Origin of the sequence: Nocardia callitridis (assembly GCF_039543305.1) — a bacterium.
Taxonomy (GTDB): domain Bacteria; phylum Actinomycetota; class Actinomycetes; order Mycobacteriales; family Mycobacteriaceae; genus Nocardia; species Nocardia callitridis.
The window spans coordinates 1,142,833-1,159,981 of sequence record NZ_BAABJM010000002.1 but is presented as its reverse complement, the minus strand read 5'-3'; the positions used below and the strand labels follow the sequence as shown (position 1 = coordinate 1,159,981).

The 17,149-nt window shown below is 65.7% G+C and carries 17 protein-coding genes and 1 pseudogene; 16 read left to right on the top strand and 2 right to left on the bottom strand.

Annotation, left to right across the window (positions count from 1 at the left end; translation table 11 throughout):
- Window positions 1–217 precede the first annotated feature (217 nt).
- The gene (locus ABEA50_RS14060; RefSeq protein ID WP_345495778.1) at window positions 218–727 is read left to right on the top strand and encodes a DUF6879 family protein; all 510 of its coding nucleotides are present in this window, start codon (window positions 218–220) and stop codon (window positions 725–727) included.
- Window positions 724–1,560 carry a helix-turn-helix domain-containing protein gene (locus ABEA50_RS14055; protein ID WP_345495777.1) on the top strand — a complete coding sequence of 279 codons (837 nt, stop codon included), beginning with the start codon at window positions 724–726 and terminating at the stop codon, window positions 1,558–1,560. The genes ABEA50_RS14060 and ABEA50_RS14055 overlap by 4 nt, the downstream gene beginning before the upstream one ends.
- Before the next feature lie 119 nt (window positions 1,561–1,679).
- On the opposite strand, the gene ABEA50_RS14050 is transcribed toward ABEA50_RS14055, so the two are convergent.
- The gene (locus ABEA50_RS14050) at window positions 1,680–2,306 is read right to left on the bottom strand and encodes an alpha-ketoglutarate-dependent dioxygenase AlkB (RefSeq protein WP_345495776.1); all 627 of its coding nucleotides are present in this window, start codon (window positions 2,304–2,306) and stop codon (window positions 1,680–1,682) included.
- Window positions 2,307–2,397: 91 nt separating this feature from the next.
- Between ABEA50_RS14050 and ABEA50_RS14045 the strand changes: the two are divergent.
- The 3 genes and pseudogenes from ABEA50_RS14045 to ABEA50_RS14035 all read left to right on the top strand — a co-directional run.
- A pseudogene (locus ABEA50_RS14045) lies at window positions 2,398–2,556 on the top strand (NAD(P)/FAD-dependent oxidoreductase); the annotation flags it as partial.
- A gap of 93 nt (window positions 2,557–2,649) precedes the next feature.
- Window positions 2,650–3,126 carry a DUF1772 domain-containing protein gene (locus ABEA50_RS14040; protein WP_345495775.1) on the top strand — a complete coding sequence of 159 codons (477 nt, stop codon included), beginning with the start codon at window positions 2,650–2,652 and terminating at the stop codon, window positions 3,124–3,126.
- 80 nt (window positions 3,127–3,206) lie between these two features.
- Window positions 3,207–3,605 carry a PPOX class F420-dependent oxidoreductase gene (locus ABEA50_RS14035; RefSeq protein WP_345495774.1) on the top strand — a complete coding sequence of 133 codons (399 nt, stop codon included), beginning with the start codon at window positions 3,207–3,209 and terminating at the stop codon, window positions 3,603–3,605.
- Window positions 3,606–3,649: 44 nt separating this feature from the next.
- On the opposite strand, the gene ABEA50_RS14030 is transcribed toward ABEA50_RS14035, so the two are convergent.
- On the bottom strand, window positions 3,650–4,087 hold the full coding sequence (locus ABEA50_RS14030) for a VOC family protein (RefSeq protein ID WP_345495772.1): 438 nt from the start codon (window positions 4,085–4,087) through the stop codon (window positions 3,650–3,652).
- Between the two features lie 901 nt (window positions 4,088–4,988).
- Between ABEA50_RS14030 and pyrR the strand changes: the two genes are divergently transcribed.
- The 11 genes from pyrR to coaBC all read left to right on the top strand — a co-directional run bounded on the left by pyrR (window position 4,989) and on the right by coaBC (window position 16,857).
- The gene (gene pyrR, locus ABEA50_RS14025; protein ID WP_345496560.1) at window positions 4,989–5,552 is read left to right on the top strand and encodes a bifunctional pyr operon transcriptional regulator/uracil phosphoribosyltransferase PyrR; all 564 of its coding nucleotides are present in this window, start codon (window positions 4,989–4,991) and stop codon (window positions 5,550–5,552) included.
- Window positions 5,549–6,523: an aspartate carbamoyltransferase catalytic subunit gene (locus tag ABEA50_RS14020; protein WP_345495771.1), complete on the top strand. Its 975-nt coding sequence runs from the start codon at window positions 5,549–5,551 to the stop codon at window positions 6,521–6,523. The genes pyrR and ABEA50_RS14020 overlap by 4 nt, the downstream gene beginning before the upstream one ends.
- Window positions 6,524–6,562: 39 nt before the next feature.
- Window positions 6,563–7,903 (top strand): dihydroorotase, encoded by a 1,341-nt coding sequence (locus ABEA50_RS14015; protein ID WP_345495770.1) that lies wholly within the window; start codon window positions 6,563–6,565, stop codon window positions 7,901–7,903.
- On the top strand, window positions 7,904–8,428 hold the full coding sequence (locus ABEA50_RS14010; protein WP_345495768.1) for a PH-like domain-containing protein: 525 nt from the start codon (window positions 7,904–7,906) through the stop codon (window positions 8,426–8,428).
- Window positions 8,425–9,600: a glutamine-hydrolyzing carbamoyl-phosphate synthase small subunit gene (gene carA / locus ABEA50_RS14005; protein ID WP_345495767.1), complete on the top strand. Its 1,176-nt coding sequence runs from the start codon at window positions 8,425–8,427 to the stop codon at window positions 9,598–9,600. Before ABEA50_RS14010 ends, carA begins: the two co-directional genes overlap by 4 nt.
- A complete protein-coding gene (carB, locus tag ABEA50_RS14000; RefSeq protein WP_345495766.1) occupies window positions 9,587–12,961 on the top strand; it encodes a carbamoyl-phosphate synthase large subunit in 3,375 nt (1,124 codons plus the stop codon). Before carA ends, carB begins: the two co-directional genes overlap by 14 nt.
- Entirely contained in the window at window positions 12,958–13,782 is an 825-nt protein-coding gene (pyrF, locus tag ABEA50_RS13995; RefSeq protein WP_345495765.1) for an orotidine-5'-phosphate decarboxylase, read from the top strand. Before carB ends, pyrF begins: the two co-directional genes overlap by 4 nt.
- 592 nt (window positions 13,783–14,374) lie before the next feature.
- Window positions 14,375–14,695: an integration host factor, actinobacterial type gene (gene mihF / locus ABEA50_RS13990; RefSeq protein WP_345495764.1), complete on the top strand. Its 321-nt coding sequence runs from the start codon at window positions 14,375–14,377 to the stop codon at window positions 14,693–14,695.
- 8 nt (window positions 14,696–14,703) lie between these two features.
- Window positions 14,704–15,288 (top strand): guanylate kinase, encoded by a 585-nt coding sequence (gene gmk, locus ABEA50_RS13985; RefSeq protein ID WP_345495763.1) that lies wholly within the window; start codon window positions 14,704–14,706, stop codon window positions 15,286–15,288.
- Between the two features lie 35 nt (window positions 15,289–15,323).
- Window positions 15,324–15,605, top strand: coding sequence for a DNA-directed RNA polymerase subunit omega (gene rpoZ, locus ABEA50_RS13980; protein ID WP_425577608.1), 282 nt, complete (start codon window positions 15,324–15,326; stop codon window positions 15,603–15,605).
- 28 nt (window positions 15,606–15,633) lie between these two features.
- Window positions 15,634–16,857, top strand: coding sequence for a bifunctional phosphopantothenoylcysteine decarboxylase/phosphopantothenate--cysteine ligase CoaBC (coaBC, locus tag ABEA50_RS13975; protein WP_345495762.1), 1,224 nt, complete (start codon window positions 15,634–15,636; stop codon window positions 16,855–16,857).
- Window positions 16,858–17,149 lie beyond the last annotated feature (292 nt).

Genomic DNA, 17,149 nt, shown 5'->3' with positions numbered 1-17,149 from the left:
TGGGTAACAGCGACCACAGGAACCGTGGAAATACCGCACCTGCTTACCGGGTTCGCGGAGCCCGATACGTTTATCGGCGCAACCTTGACCGACACCGGGCGAGGAACGTTCCGGCTGACGGGTAATCCTGTCGCTGACACGGCGACGGTCGAACAGCTCGACCTCGCACCCGATGAGACAGTAATCGAGGTACCTAGGATGGAAAGGGCTTACTACGGTGGAGTATCGGACCGTTGATCACTGGGAGAACCTGTTCAGGCAGTGCCAGCGGGAAGCGTTCCACCTCGAAACACGAGATTCGTACCGTGAACTGAATGAAGCTGAGCGGCTGCAAAAATTCCTTAACGGAGAATTTCCCCCGGATCCAAATACGCCGTGGCAGGCACTGATGCGAGAAATCACGGGCCGGGGCGTAGTCGTATCCAGGGTTCGAGTCGTGACAGAGCCGCACTCGGATTACCAACGATGGTTGTTGTCGGTGACGGTTCACAACATCAACGCGGGGGAAGACATCCGGTACGTGCCTCGGGATTCAGTGGGGGACGTACCGTCCGATGATTGGTGGTTACTCGACGGGGAACAAGTCGGGTACAACCTGTGGGACGCGGACGGTAACCCGGTCGGTATCGGTTTAACCACAGATCCCGGAATAGTCGAGTACTGCCAACGTGCGCGGGAACGTCTCTGGGTTTTGGCGACACCGTACGCGGAGTACTCAGCACAGTGACCGATATTCATGATGCGCGGGAAGCTCTCGGGGCTCAGCTTCGGGAGCTTCGCCGTACGGCGGGTCTCACCGGGCGACGGCTTGCCCAGCTATCCGGCTGGCACGAAACCAAAGTGTCGAAAATAGAATATGCCAGGATCAGCCCATCCGATGCGGATATCCGAGCTTATTGCGAGCACACCGGGGCACAAGACCGGCTAGAAGACTTGTTAGCCACACGGCACAACATTGATGCCGCGTACCTCGAGTGGCGGAAAGTCCTCGGTGGAGGATACAAGCGTCGGCAACAGAAATCGGTGAAGCTAGAAGCGGAAGCAAAGCTACTCAGAGCGTACCAAACACAGATAATCCCTGGACTACTCCAAACCGCAGAATACGCGACAGCGTTCCTGCGGCGGCTGATTGAATTTTACCGGATGGCTAACGACCTGGAAGCAGGGGTGTCCGCTCGTATGGAACGCCAACGGGTTCTGTACCAGCGCGACCACAAGTTTAGTTTTCTGCTTGCCGAGCAAGCGTTGTATTCAACCGTGGGAAATGACGACGTGATGATCGGTCAACTCGACCGGTTGTCAACTCTTGCGGGAATGCCACGGGTGACAATAGGGATCATTCCGTTTGATTCAGAAGTGCGGATTGTGTCGACTAGTTTCGTTTTGTTTGATAACCGTATGGTGATGGTCGAAGGCACAGCCGCAGAGCTGACGATTACCCAACCACGTGAAATAGCGTTGTATGGCCGAGCGTTCGATACGCTCGCCGGTCAATCAGTGACCGGGGAAGCGGCGCGTGGCTTGATCCGTAGGGCCCTTGAAGCACGAACCAAGGGCTAGTTGGGTCGCAGTGTCGCCGGTTTGTGTCGATCTCGCCGCTTGCTGGCCACGGTCAATTATTTGGCCGGACTCGAGCCGATCGGATTGGTAGAGCTGTTGCGGCACTGAGCAGTCGACGTCTACCGCACGCCCCGCGGCCGGTACTGAATACTGATGCGCGGCCCAGTAGGTTTGCGCGACTTGGGAATCGCGTGTTCCCAGGTGCGTTGGCAGGAGCCGCCCATGACGAGCAGGTCACCGTGGCCGACCTGGAATCGGACGCTCGGCCCACCGCCACGGGGGCGCAGGAGCAGGGCGCGCGGTGCGCCGATGGACACGATCGCCACCATGGTGTCGTGTGTCGCGCCGGGCCCGATGGTGTCGCCGTGCCAGGCGACGCTGTCGCGGCCGTCGCGGTAATAGCAGAGCCCCGCGGTGCGGAAGGATTCGCCGAGTTCGGTGCGGTAATGGTCGCTGAGCTCCCGGCGCGCGTCGCCGAGGACGGGGTCGGGGAGTGGCTCGTGTTCGGCGTAGAACCGGGTGAGTCGAGGCACCTCCACTACTCGGTCGTACATGGGCCGTCGCTCCGCCTTCCACGGAACATCGTCGACCAGGCGGTCGAACAAGGCGTCGGCGCCGGACAACCAGCCGGGCAGCACGTCAACCCAGGCCCCGCGATCGAGCACGGTCCGGCGCGCATGCCCCAGCGGGCTGAACTGGGTATCCCCGAACCCGTCGAGCAGCGAACCCTGTAGTGGTGTCGACATGCGTCCGAATCTACCCGCAATCGAACATATGTACTAGTCGATTTATGTGTGTCGCGCGTTCTCTGTTCTGGCGAGCCGACGTCAAGGGCAGGCGCTGTCACGGCATCCGGGCAATTCGAGCGACGAATCCGCCCCCGGCCTCCAGTTTCTCGTCAGCGATCGGCAACAGTTGCGGCATGCGCTCGCCGGGCGGCTTCCGTCACGTCCGGTGGTGTTGGCGATGAGTTTCAGTGCGCTCGATCCTTCGATAGTGAATCTAGCATCGCTAGACAATCGAGCGACTGAATGTTAACTTTGCTCTAGTTTCTAGCAACGATAGAAACATGGGAGAGGGAAGTCTGAAATGCTCACTGTCATCGGCCAGATCATTGCCGCTGTCGCTGTTCTCGCCAACGCCGTCGTCTACGGCACCGATGTGTGTTGTGCACTGGTCACCCGGTCGGTGAACCGCAAGCTCGATGATGCGACCATGACCATCAACGCCGGGTGGGGGCACTTCTACGCCGACAAGCGTATGCCCGCGTTCGGTGCGGGCGGTGTGGTCGCCGCCGTTTTGACGGCCCTGCTCGCGCTGGTCACGGGGCAGGTCGGTGCCGCTGTCGCGGCGGGGATCACGGTGGCGGCGCTGCTCACCTGGGTCGCCTTCTACGTTCGTATCGCCAAGCCGATCAATTCCCTGCAGACCGCCGCCGCGCAGAGCGGTGTTATTCCGGCGAATGCCCGTGCGCTACAGGACGAGTGGGACAGCATCCTGAAGTACCGGGTGCCCCTGCAAACCGTTGCCATCACCGGACTGTGCGTCGCGCTGATCTTGTTCTGAATCTGGGCGCGCGGCGCCACCAATGCTCCCGGCTGATCGCCGGGGACCATCCGACATCGAATTCACCCAGGAGAAGCGCCATGACCTTCACCAGCAATGAACAGCAGTTCCTCGCCGAAGCCGGAATCGGTCGGCTGGCCACCGTGGCACCCGACGGCGTGGTGCAGAACAACCCGACCAACTATCGGGTGAACGCCGACGGCACGATCGACATCGGCGGCATGCGGATGCGTACCAGCCGCAAGTACCGCAACGTCGAAGCGGGCAGTCGGGTGTCCTTCGTCGTCGACCAACAGGTTTCCTTGGAGCCCTACGTGATTCGTGGCATCGAGGTGCGCGGCACGGCCGAGGTGCTCGACGACGCGGAGCCGCCGTTCCCGCCCCAGGAACGGGCCGTGATCCGCATTCACCCCGAGCGGATCATCTCCTGGGGCATCGACGGCGGCTCGTTCGACTTCACCAGCCGAGGCGGCGAGTAGTCGGCGATCCTGGCCGTCGCGGTGTGGTGGGGCGGATGCGTCGTTCAGCGGAGTTCCTCGACCAGTCCGATGAGAATGCCTTCGGGTCCACGGATGTAGCAGTACCGGTAGATGTCCTCGTATCGCGCGACCGTGCCAACGAGTTCGGCGCCGTGGGGTCGGAGGCGGCCGACGAGGTCCTCGATGTCGTCGGCGACGAACGTCAGGCGGGGGATTCCCGGCGTGTTCACCGCAGCCCTCGGTGCGGTGCTGGTGGTCGTCGGCGAGCGGAAAGTCGAGAGCTCGACCCGGCCGTTGCCGTCGGGGGTCCGTACGACGGCGATGTCGGCTCGAACGCCTGCCAACCCGAGCAATTCGTCGGCCCACGGCCCACCGACCTGCGCTTCGCCTTCCAGTTCCAGGCCGAGTTCGAGGAAGAACGCGACGGCAGCCGCGAGGTCCTCGACCACAATGCCGACGTGGTCCATTCGGTGGATCGTCATGGGGTTCTCCTCAGAGTTGTCGCGGCCCATTCTGGCCGAGTCGATCGGTGCAGATGCGTTGACGCTCAGCCCGTCGCAGATCAGCAAGTCGACCGGCGAGAGGTCGGAGGTCATCGGGGTGTGCTTCGGTTGTTGTTGTCCCTGGGACGGAGCCGCCGGAGCATTATCGACAGCCAAGCCAAGCCAAGCCACGACGGCTCGCGTGCCGAACGGATTGGCGCCGGACTCGGGGGAGTGACTCCACAGCACGGCTGGCGGACCGAATTTCGCAGCATCGACGCTCTAGCAGCATCGACGCTCTGGTAGCCACGGCGGGGTTGTCGGACGCGCGGCCACCTCGGACTTCGGCAGCGTGCTCGCGGTGCGGAGTAACCGAGCGACGACGCCCGTTCGGTTGCGCTGAGCGTGTTCTCGGCCAACGCCTGGTCAGGCAGGCGGGAGTAGTCCGCAGTGGTGAGGAAGTGGTCTTCGGACCACCACATCCACTCCGCAATGGATTGTGGCGCTTCGTTGTTCACGATGCGGCCTCGTCCCGGCGGGGCACTGCGGCGGGGGAGTCCGCCACGCCGGGACGGTTCCAGCGGCGCCGGGCTCGTGTGTCCAGGAGAAGCCGGGATCGCTGAAAGTGGCGGTGACAACGTTGGTGCTCGGTGCCGTCCTCGTCGCCGCGTGGTGCCGCTCACAGTGCGGATATGCCTGGTGGAGGCCGTGTCGTGGGCGCTGTTAGGCTGCTGCCCGTAAGACATCCTTTAACGGACCGTCCGGTGAGGCGGGGAAGGAGGTCGGCGTGGCTGTGCCCACAGAACGGGACGGCGCGTCCGGGCCCGAAGAACGGGACGGCAAGTCCGGCTCAGAGAAATCGGAGCACTCGGAGACATCACAGCGGCACGCCCCGGAATGGGTGGCCGGTGGGCGGGAGCTGTTGTCCCCCTCCGATGTCGGTCGCACCATCGCGCGCATCGCGCACCAGATCATCGAGAAGACCGCGTTGGATTCCGGCGACGAGACCGCACCGCGGGTCGTGCTGATCGGTATCCCCACTCGCGGTACCACCTTGGCCGCGCGGCTCACCGACAAGATCGAGGAATTCGGTGGGATCCGGCCTGCTCTCGGTTCGCTGGACATCACGCTCTATCGCGATGACCTGCGCAGTCGCCCACACCGCCCGCTGGAACGCACCTCGGTGCCCGACGGCGGCATCGACGACGCGCTGGTCGTACTGGTCGACGACGTGCTGTTCTCCGGCCGCACCGTGCGCTCGGCGCTGGACGGTCTGCGCGATCTCGGTAGGCCGCGCGCCGTGCAACTGGCGGTCCTGGTCGATCGTGGCCACCGCGAGCTGCCGATTCGCGCCGATTACGTCGGCAAGAACGTGCCGACCGCGCGCAGCGAGGACATCTCGGTGCTGCTGGCCGAGCACGACGGCCGCGACGGCGTGTATTTGCACCAAGAGGTGGCCGAATGAGGCACCTGCTCTCGGTGGCCGACCTGGATCGCGCGACCGCGACCGAATTGCTCGACGAGGCGCAGCGATTCGAGCAGGCGCTGCTCGGTCGCGAGGTACGCAAGCTCCCCACGCTGCGCGGACGCACCGTGATGACCGCGTTCTTCGAGAACTCCACCCGCACCAGGGTGTCGTTCGAAGTGGCGGGCAAGTGGATGAGCGCCGACGTGATCAATGTGAGCGCCAGCAGCTCCTCGGTAGCCAAGGGTGAATCGTTACGTGACACGGCGCTGACACTGCACGCGGCGGGCGCGGACGCGTTGATCGTGCGCCATCCCGCCTCCGGCGCCGCCCATCAGATCGCGCGCTGGTTCGCGGAATTGGATGCCAAGGGGGTGGCCGCCTCCGGGTACGCGGGCCACGGTCCCGCGGTGATCAATGCCGGTGACGGCACCCACGAGCACCCCACCCAGGCGTTGCTCGACGCGCTGACGCTGCGTCAGCGGCTCGGCGACATCGAAGGCAAGCGCGTCGTGGTCGTCGGCGACATCCTGCACAGCAGGGTCGCGCGGTCGAATGTCTTCCTGCTGGCGACCCTGGGTGCCGAGGTCGTGTTGGTGGCCCCACGCACGCTGCTGCCGGTGGGTGTCGAGGCATGGCCCGCGCGCGTCGCACACGCGCTGGACGCCGAATTGGTCGGCGCCGACGCGGTATTGATGCTTCGGGTGCAGGCCGAGCGAATGAACGGCGGATATTTTCCTTCGGCCCGCGAGTACGCCATCGGCTACGGCCTGTCCGAACGCAGGATGGGCTTGCTCGACGAGCACGCGGTGGTGCTGCATCCCGGCCCGATGTTGCGTGGCATGGAAATCGCGTCCTCGGTCGCGGATTCGCCGAAGGCGGCGGTGCTGCAGCAGGTGACCAACGGGGTGCATATGCGCATGGCGGTGCTGTTTCGGCTGCTCGTCGGCACGCAGGAGGCGCTCGCGTGAACTCGATCGAACCCGCACTACAGCGAAAGGTGATGCGGCATGGGTGAATTGCTGATCAAGGGCGCCCGGCCGTACGGCGAGGGCGAGCCGGTGGACGTGCTGACGCGCGACGGTGTGATCATCGAGATCGGCACGGGTCTCGCGGCCGATGCGGCCGAGGTGCTCCCGGCGAACGGGCAGATTCTGCTGCCGGGTTTCGTCGACCTGCACACCCACCTGCGTGAGCCCGGTCGTGAAGACACCGAAACCATCGAATCCGGTTCCGCCGCAGCGGCGTTGGGCGGCTACACCGCCGTGTTCGCGATGGCGAACACCGATCCGGTGGCCGACTCGGTGGTCGTCACCGACCATGTGTGGCGACGCGGGCAAGAGGTCGGCCTGGTCGATGTGTATCCGGTGGGCGCGGTCAGTGTCGGACTGGCCGGTAAGCAACTCGCCGAGATGGGCACCATGGCATCCGGTGTCGGTGCGGTACGAATGTTCTCCGACGACGGACACTGCGTCGACGACCCGCTGCTCATGCGTCGCGCCTTGGAGTACGCGAACACGTTGGGCGTCCTGATCGCCCAGCACGCGGAGGAACCGAGGCTCACTCGGGGCGCGGTGGCCCACGAGGGTCCGAACGCCGCGCGGCTCGGCCTCACCGGCTGGCCGCGCGCCGCCGAGGAATCCATTGTGGCCAGGGACGCACTGTTGGCCCGCGACGCGGGTGCGCGCGTGCACATCTGCCACGCCTCCACGGCCGGCACTGTCGAGTTGGTGAAATGGGCGAAGTCCCAGGGAATCTCGATCACCGCCGAGGTCACACCGCACCACTTGCTGCTGGATGATTCGCGGCTGGCGACCTACGACGCGGTGAACAAGGTCAATCCGCCGTTGCGCGAGAGCTCCGACGCCGAAGCGCTGCGACGCGCGTTGGCCGAGGGCATCATCGACTGTGTCGCCACCGACCACGCCCCGCACGCCGAGCAGGACAAGTGCTGCGAATTCGCGGTCGCCCGCCCCGGCATGCTCGGCCTGCAGACGGCGCTGTCGATCATCGTGCGCACCATGGTCGAGCCCGGGCTGCTGGATTGGCGCGGGGTGGCCAAGGTGCTGAGCGAGCGTCCCGCCGAGATCGTCGGACTAGACGAGCACGGCAGGCCGATCGCGGTCGGCGAACCCGCCACCCTCACCCTGGTCGACCCCGAGGCGAGTTGGACGGTGCGATCGTCGGAGCTGGCCAGTATTTCGCGCAATTCCCCGTTCGAGGCGATGGCCATGCCCGGCGCGGTGACCGCGACGATCTTGCGGGGCCGGATCACCGCACGCGCGGGCAGTGTTGTCGCACGTGCGGGTAACTCCGCGAGCGTGGCAGCACAAGATCGAGGAGGTCGTTGAGTGGAGAGAACACTCTGGGTGGTCGGGCTGCTCGCGCTGTTCCTGGCATGCCTGTGGCTGATGTATCGCAGCTGGCGTGCGCGCGAGCGACGTCAAGCCGACCGGGTGGGTGAATTGCCGACGGTTCCCGCCGAACTGGGAGTCGAGCAGCTACCGTCCACCACCGGCGTCTATCTCGGCAGCACCTTCGCGCCGAGCTGGCAGGACCGGATCGTGGTGGGCGACCTCGGTTTTCGCGCCACCACGACACTGACCGGCTACGCCGAGGGAATCCTGCTCGACCGTGCCGGTGCGACGCCGCTGTGGATTCCGCGCTCCTCGGTGACGGTGATCCGCACCGAACGCGGGCATGCGGGCAAGGTGATGACCGCGGGTGGGGTGCTGGTCGTTCGATGGACACTGCCGAACGGAACCGAGGTCGACACCGGGTTCCGCGGCGACGACAAGACCGTGTACTCGGCATGGGTCACGGATTCGGACGGGTCGAAAGACGCGTCCGAGCAGACGGGAGACGACGAGGGATGACAGGTAGCTCACAATATTCGAACCAGCCGGCGGCACTTGTTCTCGAAGACGGTCGTGTCTTTCGAGGTAGCGCATACGGCGCCGTCGGCGCAACACTCGGCGAGGCCGTCTTCTGCACCGCGATGACCGGGTATCAGGAGACCCTGACCGACCCCAGTTACCACCGGCAGATCGTCGTGGCCACGGCCCCGCAGATCGGCAACACCGGCTGGAACACCGAAGACGACGAATCCGAGAAGATCTGGGTCGCGGGTTATGTGGTGCGCGACCCCGCCCGGCGCGCGTCCAACTGGCGCGCGAGCACGACCCTGCCCGAGGAGCTCGACCGGCAGGACGTCGTCGGCATCGCGGGTGTGGACACCCGGGCGTTGGTGCGCCACTTGCGCACTCGCGGCTCGATGAAGGCGGGCATCTTTTCCGGCGATGCCCTTGCCGCCGACGCCGAGTTGCTGCGCAGGGTCAACGACCAGCAAGCCATGCTCGGTGCCGACCTGGCCGACGAGGTGAGTACGGACTCGATGTACACCATCGAGCCGATCGGCGAACATCGCTACACGGTGGTCGCCGTCGACCTCGGGATCAAGACCAATACGCCGCGCATGTTCGCGCAGCGCGGTATCCGGGTGCACGTCGTCGGGTCGAACACCGGGTTCGACCAGATCACCGAGCTGAAGCCGGACGGGGTGTTCCTCTCCAACGGCCCTGGCGACCCCGCGACGCAAGACGGTGCGGTGGAGCTCACGAAATCGATTCTCGGCCAGGGTATTCCGCTGTTCGGCATCTGCTTCGGTAATCAGATCCTCGGTCGTGCGCTCGGTCGTAAGACCTACAAGATGGCCTTCGGCCACCGCGGCATCAATATTCCGGTCATCGAGCACGAGACCGGTCGTATCTCGATCACCGCGCAGAACCACGGCTTCGCGCTGGAGGGGGAGCGCGGCGAGCGCTTCGACACGCCGTTCGGTCCCGCCGAGGTCAGCCACGTCTGCGCCAACGACGGCACCGTCGAGGGCGTGCGCCTGCTGGACGGCCGCGCGTTCTCGGTGCAGTACCACCCCGAGGCCGCCGCGGGTCCGCACGACGCCGCCTACCTCTTCGACCGTTTCGCCGACCTGATGGCAGGCGGCCCCGCCGCGCAGCGGAAGGAAGCTCACACCGATGCCACGTCGTAACGATCTGCACCACATCCTGGTGATCGGCTCCGGGCCGATCGTCATCGGCCAGGCCTGCGAATTCGACTACTCCGGCACCCAGGCGTGCCGGGTATTGCGCGCCGAGGGCTTGCGCGTCTCGCTGGTGAACTCCAACCCCGCGACGATCATGACCGACCCGGAATTCGCCGATTCCACCTACGTGGAACCGATTTCGGCGGAGTTCGTCGAGAAGGTGCTGGCCCGCGAAGCGGAGCAAGGCAACCCGATCGACGCCGTGCTCGCCACGCTCGGCGGCCAGACCGCGCTCAACACCGCCGTCGCCTTGCACGAGGGCGGGGTGCTGGAGAAGTACGGCGTCGAGCTCATCGGCGCCGACTTCGAAGCCATCCAGCGCGGCGAGGACCGGCAGAAGTTCAAGGACATCGTGGCCAGCGTCGGCGGCGAAAGTGCCCGCTCGCGTGTGTGTTACACGATGGACGAGGTGCACGACACCGTCGCCGAACTCGGTTTCCCCGTCGTGGTACGCCCGTCGTTCACGATGGGTGGCCTCGGCTCCGGCATGGCCTACAACGACGCCGACCTCGACCGCATCGCCGGTGGTGGCCTCGCTGCCTCGCCGACGGCGAACGTGCTGATCGAGGAATCGATCCTCGGGTGGAAGGAATTCGAACTCGAGCTCATGCGCGACGGCCGCGACAACGTCGTGATCGTCTGCTCGATCGAGAACGTCGATCCGATGGGCGTGCACACCGGTGATTCGGTCACCGTCGCCCCCGCGATGACGCTCACCGACCGCGAATACCAGAAGATGCGTGACCTCGGCATCGACATCCTGCGTGAGGTGGGCGTCGACACCGGCGGCTGCAATATCCAGTTCGCGGTGGATCCGTCCGACGGTCGACTGGTCGTCATCGAGATGAACCCTCGGGTGTCGCGCTCCTCGGCGCTGGCCTCCAAGGCGACCGGGTTCCCGATCGCCAAGATCGCCGCCAAACTGGCCATCGGCTACACCCTCGACGAAATCGTCAACGACATCACCAAGGAAACCCCGGCGTGCTTCGAGCCGACGCTGGACTACGTGGTGGTGAAGGCGCCGAGGTTCGCGTTCGAGAAGTTCCCCGGTGCGGACGCGACCCTGACCACGACCATGAAGTCGGTCGGCGAGGCGATGTCGCTCGGTCGCAATTTCGCCGAGGCACTCGGCAAGGTGCTGCGTTCGCTGGAGACCAAGTCCACCGGTTTCTGGACGACCGACGACGGCGCCTGGACCGATGTCGAGGCGATCCTGGAAGACCTGCGCACCCCCACCGAGGGTCGCATCTACCAGGTGGAGCGCGCGCTGCGACTGGGCGCCGATCTCGAAAGCGTCAGTGCCGCTTCCGGAATCGACCCGTGGTTCGTCGCCGAGATAGCCGGACTCGTCGAGTTGCGCACCGAGGTGCTCGACGCCGCAGTCCTGGACGAGCCGCTGCTGCGGCGTGCCAAGCACTACGGGCTCTCGGACCGTCAGCTCGCCGCGTTGCGTCCTGAGTTGGCGGGCGAGACCGGCGTGCGTTCGCTGCGTCACCGGCTCGGTGTGCGGCCGGTCTACAAGACCGTCGACACCTGCGCCGCGGAATTCGAGGCCAAGACCCCGTATCACTACTCGACCTATGAACTCGACCCCGGCGCAGAATCCGAGGTCGCGCCGCAGCGCGAACGCGGCAAGGTGATCATCCTCGGCTCCGGTCCCAACCGGATCGGCCAGGGCATCGAGTTCGACTATTCGTGTGTGCACGCGGCACAGACCCTGACCCAGGCCGGATACGAGACGGTCATGGTCAACTGCAACCCGGAGACGGTCTCCACCGATTACGACACTGCCGACCGGCTCTACTTCGAACCGCTCACCTTCGAGGACGTGCTCGAGGTGTATCACGCTGAGCGCGAATCGGGCACGGTCGTCGGGGTGATCGTGCAGTTGGGCGGCCAGACCCCGCTCGGTCTGGCACAGCGACTCACCGACGCGGGGGTGCCGGTGGTCGGCACCAGCGCCGCCGCCATCGACCTCGCCGAGGACCGTGGCGAATTCGGCGACGTGCTCGTCGCCGCGGGACTACCCGCGCCGAAATACGGCACCGCGACCACGTTCGCGCAGGCCAAGAAGATCGCCGCGGGGATCGGATACCCGGTGCTGGTGCGCCCGTCCTACGTGCTCGGCGGCCGAGGCATGGAGATCGTCTACGACGAGCAGTCGCTCGAGGGCTACATCTCGCGTGCGACCGAATTGAGCCCCGAGCATCCGGTGCTCGTGGACCGGTTCCTGGAGGACGCCATCGAGATCGACGTCGACGCGCTGTGCGACGGCGACGAGGTCTACCTGGGTGGCGTGATGGAGCACATCGAGGAGGCGGGCATCCACTCCGGTGACTCCGCCTGCGCGCTGCCGCCGATCACGCTGGGGCGCAGCGACATCGAGGCGGTCCGTCGCTCGACCGCGGCATTGGCACACGGAATCGGTGTGCGCGGCCTGCTGAACGTGCAGTACGCGCTGAAAGACGACGTGCTCTACGTGCTGGAGGCCAATCCGCGTGCCAGCAGGACGGTGCCGTTCGTCTCGAAGGCCACCGCGGTTGCGTTGGCGAAGGCCGCCTCGCGAGTCATGTTGGGCGCGACCATCGCCGAACTGCGCAAGGAAGGCCTGCTGCCCAGCGAAGGCGACGGCGGACACGTGCCGCCGGAGGCGCCGGTGGCGGTCAAGGAGGCGGTGCTTCCGTTCCATCGCTTCCGGAAAACCGATGGCACCGGCGTGGATTCGCTGCTTTCGCCGGAGATGAAGTCCACCGGCGAGGTGATGGGTATCGACGCCGATTTCGGTACGGCCTTCGCCAAGAGCCAGGCCGCGGCCTACGGTTCGCTGCCGACCGAGGGGACGGTGTTCGTCTCGATCGCCAACCGTGACAAGCGCGCGATGGTGTTCCCGGTGAAGCGCCTGCACGACCTCGGGTTCCGGGTCCTGGCCACCGAAGGAACCGCGGAGATGTTGCGTCGCAACGGTATTCCCTGCGAGGAGGTGCGCAAGCACTCCGCGCCGGACGGTGCGGTGAGCACCGACGATTCCGGTGCGCCGCGCCCGACCATCGTCGACCAGATCCGTGACGGCGAGGTGGACATGGTGTTCAACACCCCGTACGGCAACTCGGGTCCTCGGGTCGACGGCTACGAGATCCGCAGTGCCGCGGTGGGTGTCAACATTCCGTGCATCACCACCGTCCAGGGTGCCGCGGCGGCGGTGCAGGGCATCGAGGCGGCCATCAACGGCGGCATCGGTGTGCGGTCGCTGCAAGAATTGCACTCGGCCGCGTGGCGCAGCAGGCGTGAGACGGAGACGGTGCGATGAGCACCTTCGGTGTTCGTTTGCGTGCGGCTATGGCCCGATTGGGCCCGCTGTGCGTCGGTATCGACCCGCACCCGCAGTTGTTGCGGGACTGGGGGTTGACCGAGGACGTCGACGGTCTGGAGCGTTTCGCCGAGATCTGTGTGGAAGCCTTCGACGGGCGGGTGGCGTTGATCAAGCCGCAGGTCGCGTTCTTCGAGCCGTACGGGTCGGGCGGAATCGCGGTGTTGGAGCGCACGATCGAGGTGTTGCGTGGCTCGGGCACGTTGGTGCTCGCCGATGCCAAGCGCGGTGATATCGGGTCGACGATGGCGGCCTACGCGCGGGCATGGCTCACCGATGGGCCGCTCGGCTCGGACGCGGTGACGGTATCGCCCTATCTCGGGTTCGGTTCGCTCGCACCGGCTTTCGAGGCGGCACGTGAGCACGGCCGCGGCGTGTTCGTCCTCGCCGCCACCTCGAATCCCGAAGGGCCGCAGGTACAGGCGGCGGCAGCCGTTGACGGCGGCACGGTCGCGCAGGCGATGGTCGACGAGGTCGCCGCGCGCAATCGCGGCGCCGAGTTCGGGTCGGTGGGTGTGGTACTCGGCTCGACGCTGAGCGCCGCGCCGGAGCTGGTCGAACTCAACGGTCCGATTCTGCTGCCCGGCGTGGGTGCGCAAGGCGGCGGAGCGGACTCCGTGCGCGCCCTGCTGCCCACGCACCTGTTGTCGGCCGCGGTGCCAGCGGCCTCGCGTGAGGTGCTGCGCGCGGGCCCCGATATCTCGGCACTGCGTGCCAAGGCGGAGGCGCTGGGCGACGACTTCGCGTTCCTGCAGCGCTGACGAACGCATTGCCACGGACACCCGAGCCGGAGGTCACCGCCCGCGGAGTGTGCGGCGGCCCGCTGTGCTCGGGTGGTTTGCTGCGTCCGTACTCGGGTGTGCCGGTGTGTGCCCGGCAGCCGGCGATTGTTGGGCCCTGAGCCTGCCGCTGCACGCAGTTTTCGCTGGGCGGATGCTTGATGGAGGCACAGGGGCACTCGATGCCGCACAGGCGAGATTTCGGGTGTGCTGGTGCGACGACACGCGGAAAAGCAACACGACACGCGGATAATTTCGAGAAAGTTCCTGGTAGCGCGGGTGTCCGATTGCCAGGTGCCCGACAAGGCGTGTAGCAACCTCCAGGCAAATGGCACTGGAGTTCGAAAAACAGCAGTTGACGGGCCATTTTGTGGTTTGCGAGCCAGTTATCACGGCATCGCGAAATCGCATGGCGTATCACCGTGGCATGCGGTGGTTCGGGCTCGGTCGGCGGTCGGAATCATGCGCTGACCTGGGGGGTGGGTTCGCAATCGGCGGACGTCGTGGGTACGGTCGCTTGGACTGTCGGGTTACCGGCAGGAGTTAATGCAATGAACGACGAGACGGAGGAACCGTGGCCCTTCCCCAGCTGACTGACGAGCAGCGCGCCGCTGCTTTGGAGAAGGCGGCTGCCGCTCGCCGCGCTCGGGCGGAGCTCAAGGAGCGCCTGAAGCGTGGCGGCACCAACCTGAAGCAGGTTCTCAGCGACGCAGAGTCCGATGAGATTCTCGGCAAGATGAAGGTGTCGGCGCTGTTGGAAGCCCTGCCGAAGGTGGGCAAGGTCAAGGCGGCGGAAATCATGAGCGAGCTGGAGATCGCGCCAACCCGCCGGCTGCGCGGACTGGGTGATCGGCAGCGCAAAGCGCTGCTCGCCCGGTTCGACTTCGACTCCTGATAACGAGGGTGGTCGAACACACGCGGAAGGGTCGACTGGTTGTACTGGTCGGCCCCTCGGCCGTGGGTAAATCCACCGTGGTCCGCTGCGTCCGCGAACGATTGCCCCACCTGGTTTTCAGCGTCTCGGCGACCACCAGGTCCCCACGACCCGGTGAGATCGACGGACTCGACTACCGATTCGTATCCCGCGAGGACTTCGACGCCATGATCGCGGCGGACGAATTGCTCGAATGGGCCGATATCCACGGCGGGTTACAGCGCTCGGGTACACCGGCCGGTCCGGTGCGCGACGCACTGGCGGCGGGCTTGCCGGTTCTGCTGGAAGTGGACCTCGCCGGCGCGCGCTCCGTGCGTAGCGCGATCCCCGAGGCGACCTTGGTTTTTCTGGCTCCGCCCAGCTGGGAGGAGTTGGTCGCGCGGTTGACCTCGCGCGGTACCGAATCGCCGGAAGTGATCGAACGCAGGCTGGAGACCGCGAGGACCGAATTGGCGGCCTGTGACGAGTTCGACATCGTTATCGTGAACGACGAGGTGACCGGCGCCTGTGAGCAGTTGGTATCGTTGTTCGTTAGCACAAATTCGAGTTCGTGACCCCCAATGACCTCAAACGCGCAGGAGCACCCCTAGTGAGCAGTACGGACATCAATGTCGTTCCGGCATACGACACCCCGATCGGCCTGACCAACCCCCCGATCGATGAGCTGCTGGAACGTGCGTCGTCCAAGTACGCGCTGGTCATCTACGCCGCCAAGCGTGCGCGGCAGATCAACGACTACTACAACCAGCTCGGTGACGGCATCCTCGAATACGTCGGCCCGCTCGTCGAGCCCGGTCTGCAGGAGAAGCCGCTCTCGGTCGCGATGCGCGAGATCCACTCCGACCTGCTCGAGCACACCGAAGGCGAGTAAGAACGCCGGTTCGGCCAACGGAGGCGCAGTGACCACACGGATCGTTGTCGGTGTCAGTGGCGGGATCGCCGCCTACAAGGCTTGTTCACTGGTGCGGCGTTTCACCGAGACCGGTCATCAGGTCAGGGTGATCCCCACCGAGTCGGCACTGAACTTCGTCGGCGCGGCCACCTTCGAGGCATTGTCCGGAAACCCGGTGCACAGCGGGGTTTTCACGGACGTGCCCGAGGTGCCGCACGTTCGGCTCGGCCAGGAGGCGGACCTCATCGTCATCGCCCCGGCCACCGCCGACCTCATGGCGCGTGCCGCCAGCGGGCGCGCCGATGATCTACTCACCGCCACGTTGTTGACGGCCCGATGTCCGATCCTGTTCGCCCCCGCGATGCACACCGAGATGTGGGAGCACCCCGCGACCGTCGCGAATGTCGCGACGCTGCGCAGCCGGGGTGCCATCGTGATGGAGCCTGCGGCAGGACGGCTCACCGGCGCCGATACCGGCCCCGGTCGGCTACCGGAGCCGGAAGAGATCTTCGGCCTCGCCTCGCTACTCCAAGAGCGCCAGGACGCGATCCCGCGCGACCTCGAGGGTCGGCGCGTGGTCATTACCGCTGGTGGCACGAGGGAACCGCTGGATCCGGTGCGTTTCCTCGGTAACCGCAGCTCGGGCAAGCAGGGATATGCCCTGGCCCGTGTCGCGGCGCAACGCGGCGCGACGGTGACCCTGATCGCGGGCAACACGATCGAGATAGCCGCTCCCGCCGCCGTCGACCTGGTGCACATCACCACCGCCGAACAGTTGAAGACGGCTGTGGAGAAGCACTCGGTGGGCGCGGACGCGGTGATCATGGCGGCGGCGGTGGCCGATTTCCGGCCGACCAACGTGGCTGCCGCCAAGATCAAGAAGGGTGCGAACGAGCCCGACACCATCGAACTGACCAAGACCGACGACATCCTCGCCGGATTGGTGCAGTCGCGACGCGAAGGTCAGCTCTCCGACACCGTGATCGTCGGTTTCGCCGCCGAGACGGGTGACGAGCAGGGCGACGTGCTCACCCACGCGCGATCGAAGCTCGCGCGCAAGGGGTGCGATCTGTTGGTCGTGAATGCGGTCGGCGACGGCAAGGCGTTCGAGGTGGACACCAACGACGGGTGGTTACTCGGCGCCGACGGTACCGAGCAGGCACTCGATCACGGTTCGAAAGCACTGCTGGCCAGTCGCGTTCTCGACGCGCTCGGGCCGTTGCTTCGCTGAGTTCGTCGGCCGTTGGCGGGTATTGCCCTCGCGGTCCGTCAGCCGGGTCGAACGTTCGATCATCGCGTCGGCCTCGGCACGTGTTCGGTGACATTCGTTGCGGGACATGTGGAATCGACATTGCCAGCAGGCACAGGGCCGGTGACGCGAGGGTGACATCTGCCACGCGCGTCAGCTCGCCACCGCCACCGATGTCAGTGGTTTGGAATAGTCTGAGAAGAAGGGTTGCGCAGCCGCGCCACGGCTTTACAGTCGCAGGGGGCTACTGTCGCAAGCCGATACGAGTAACCCG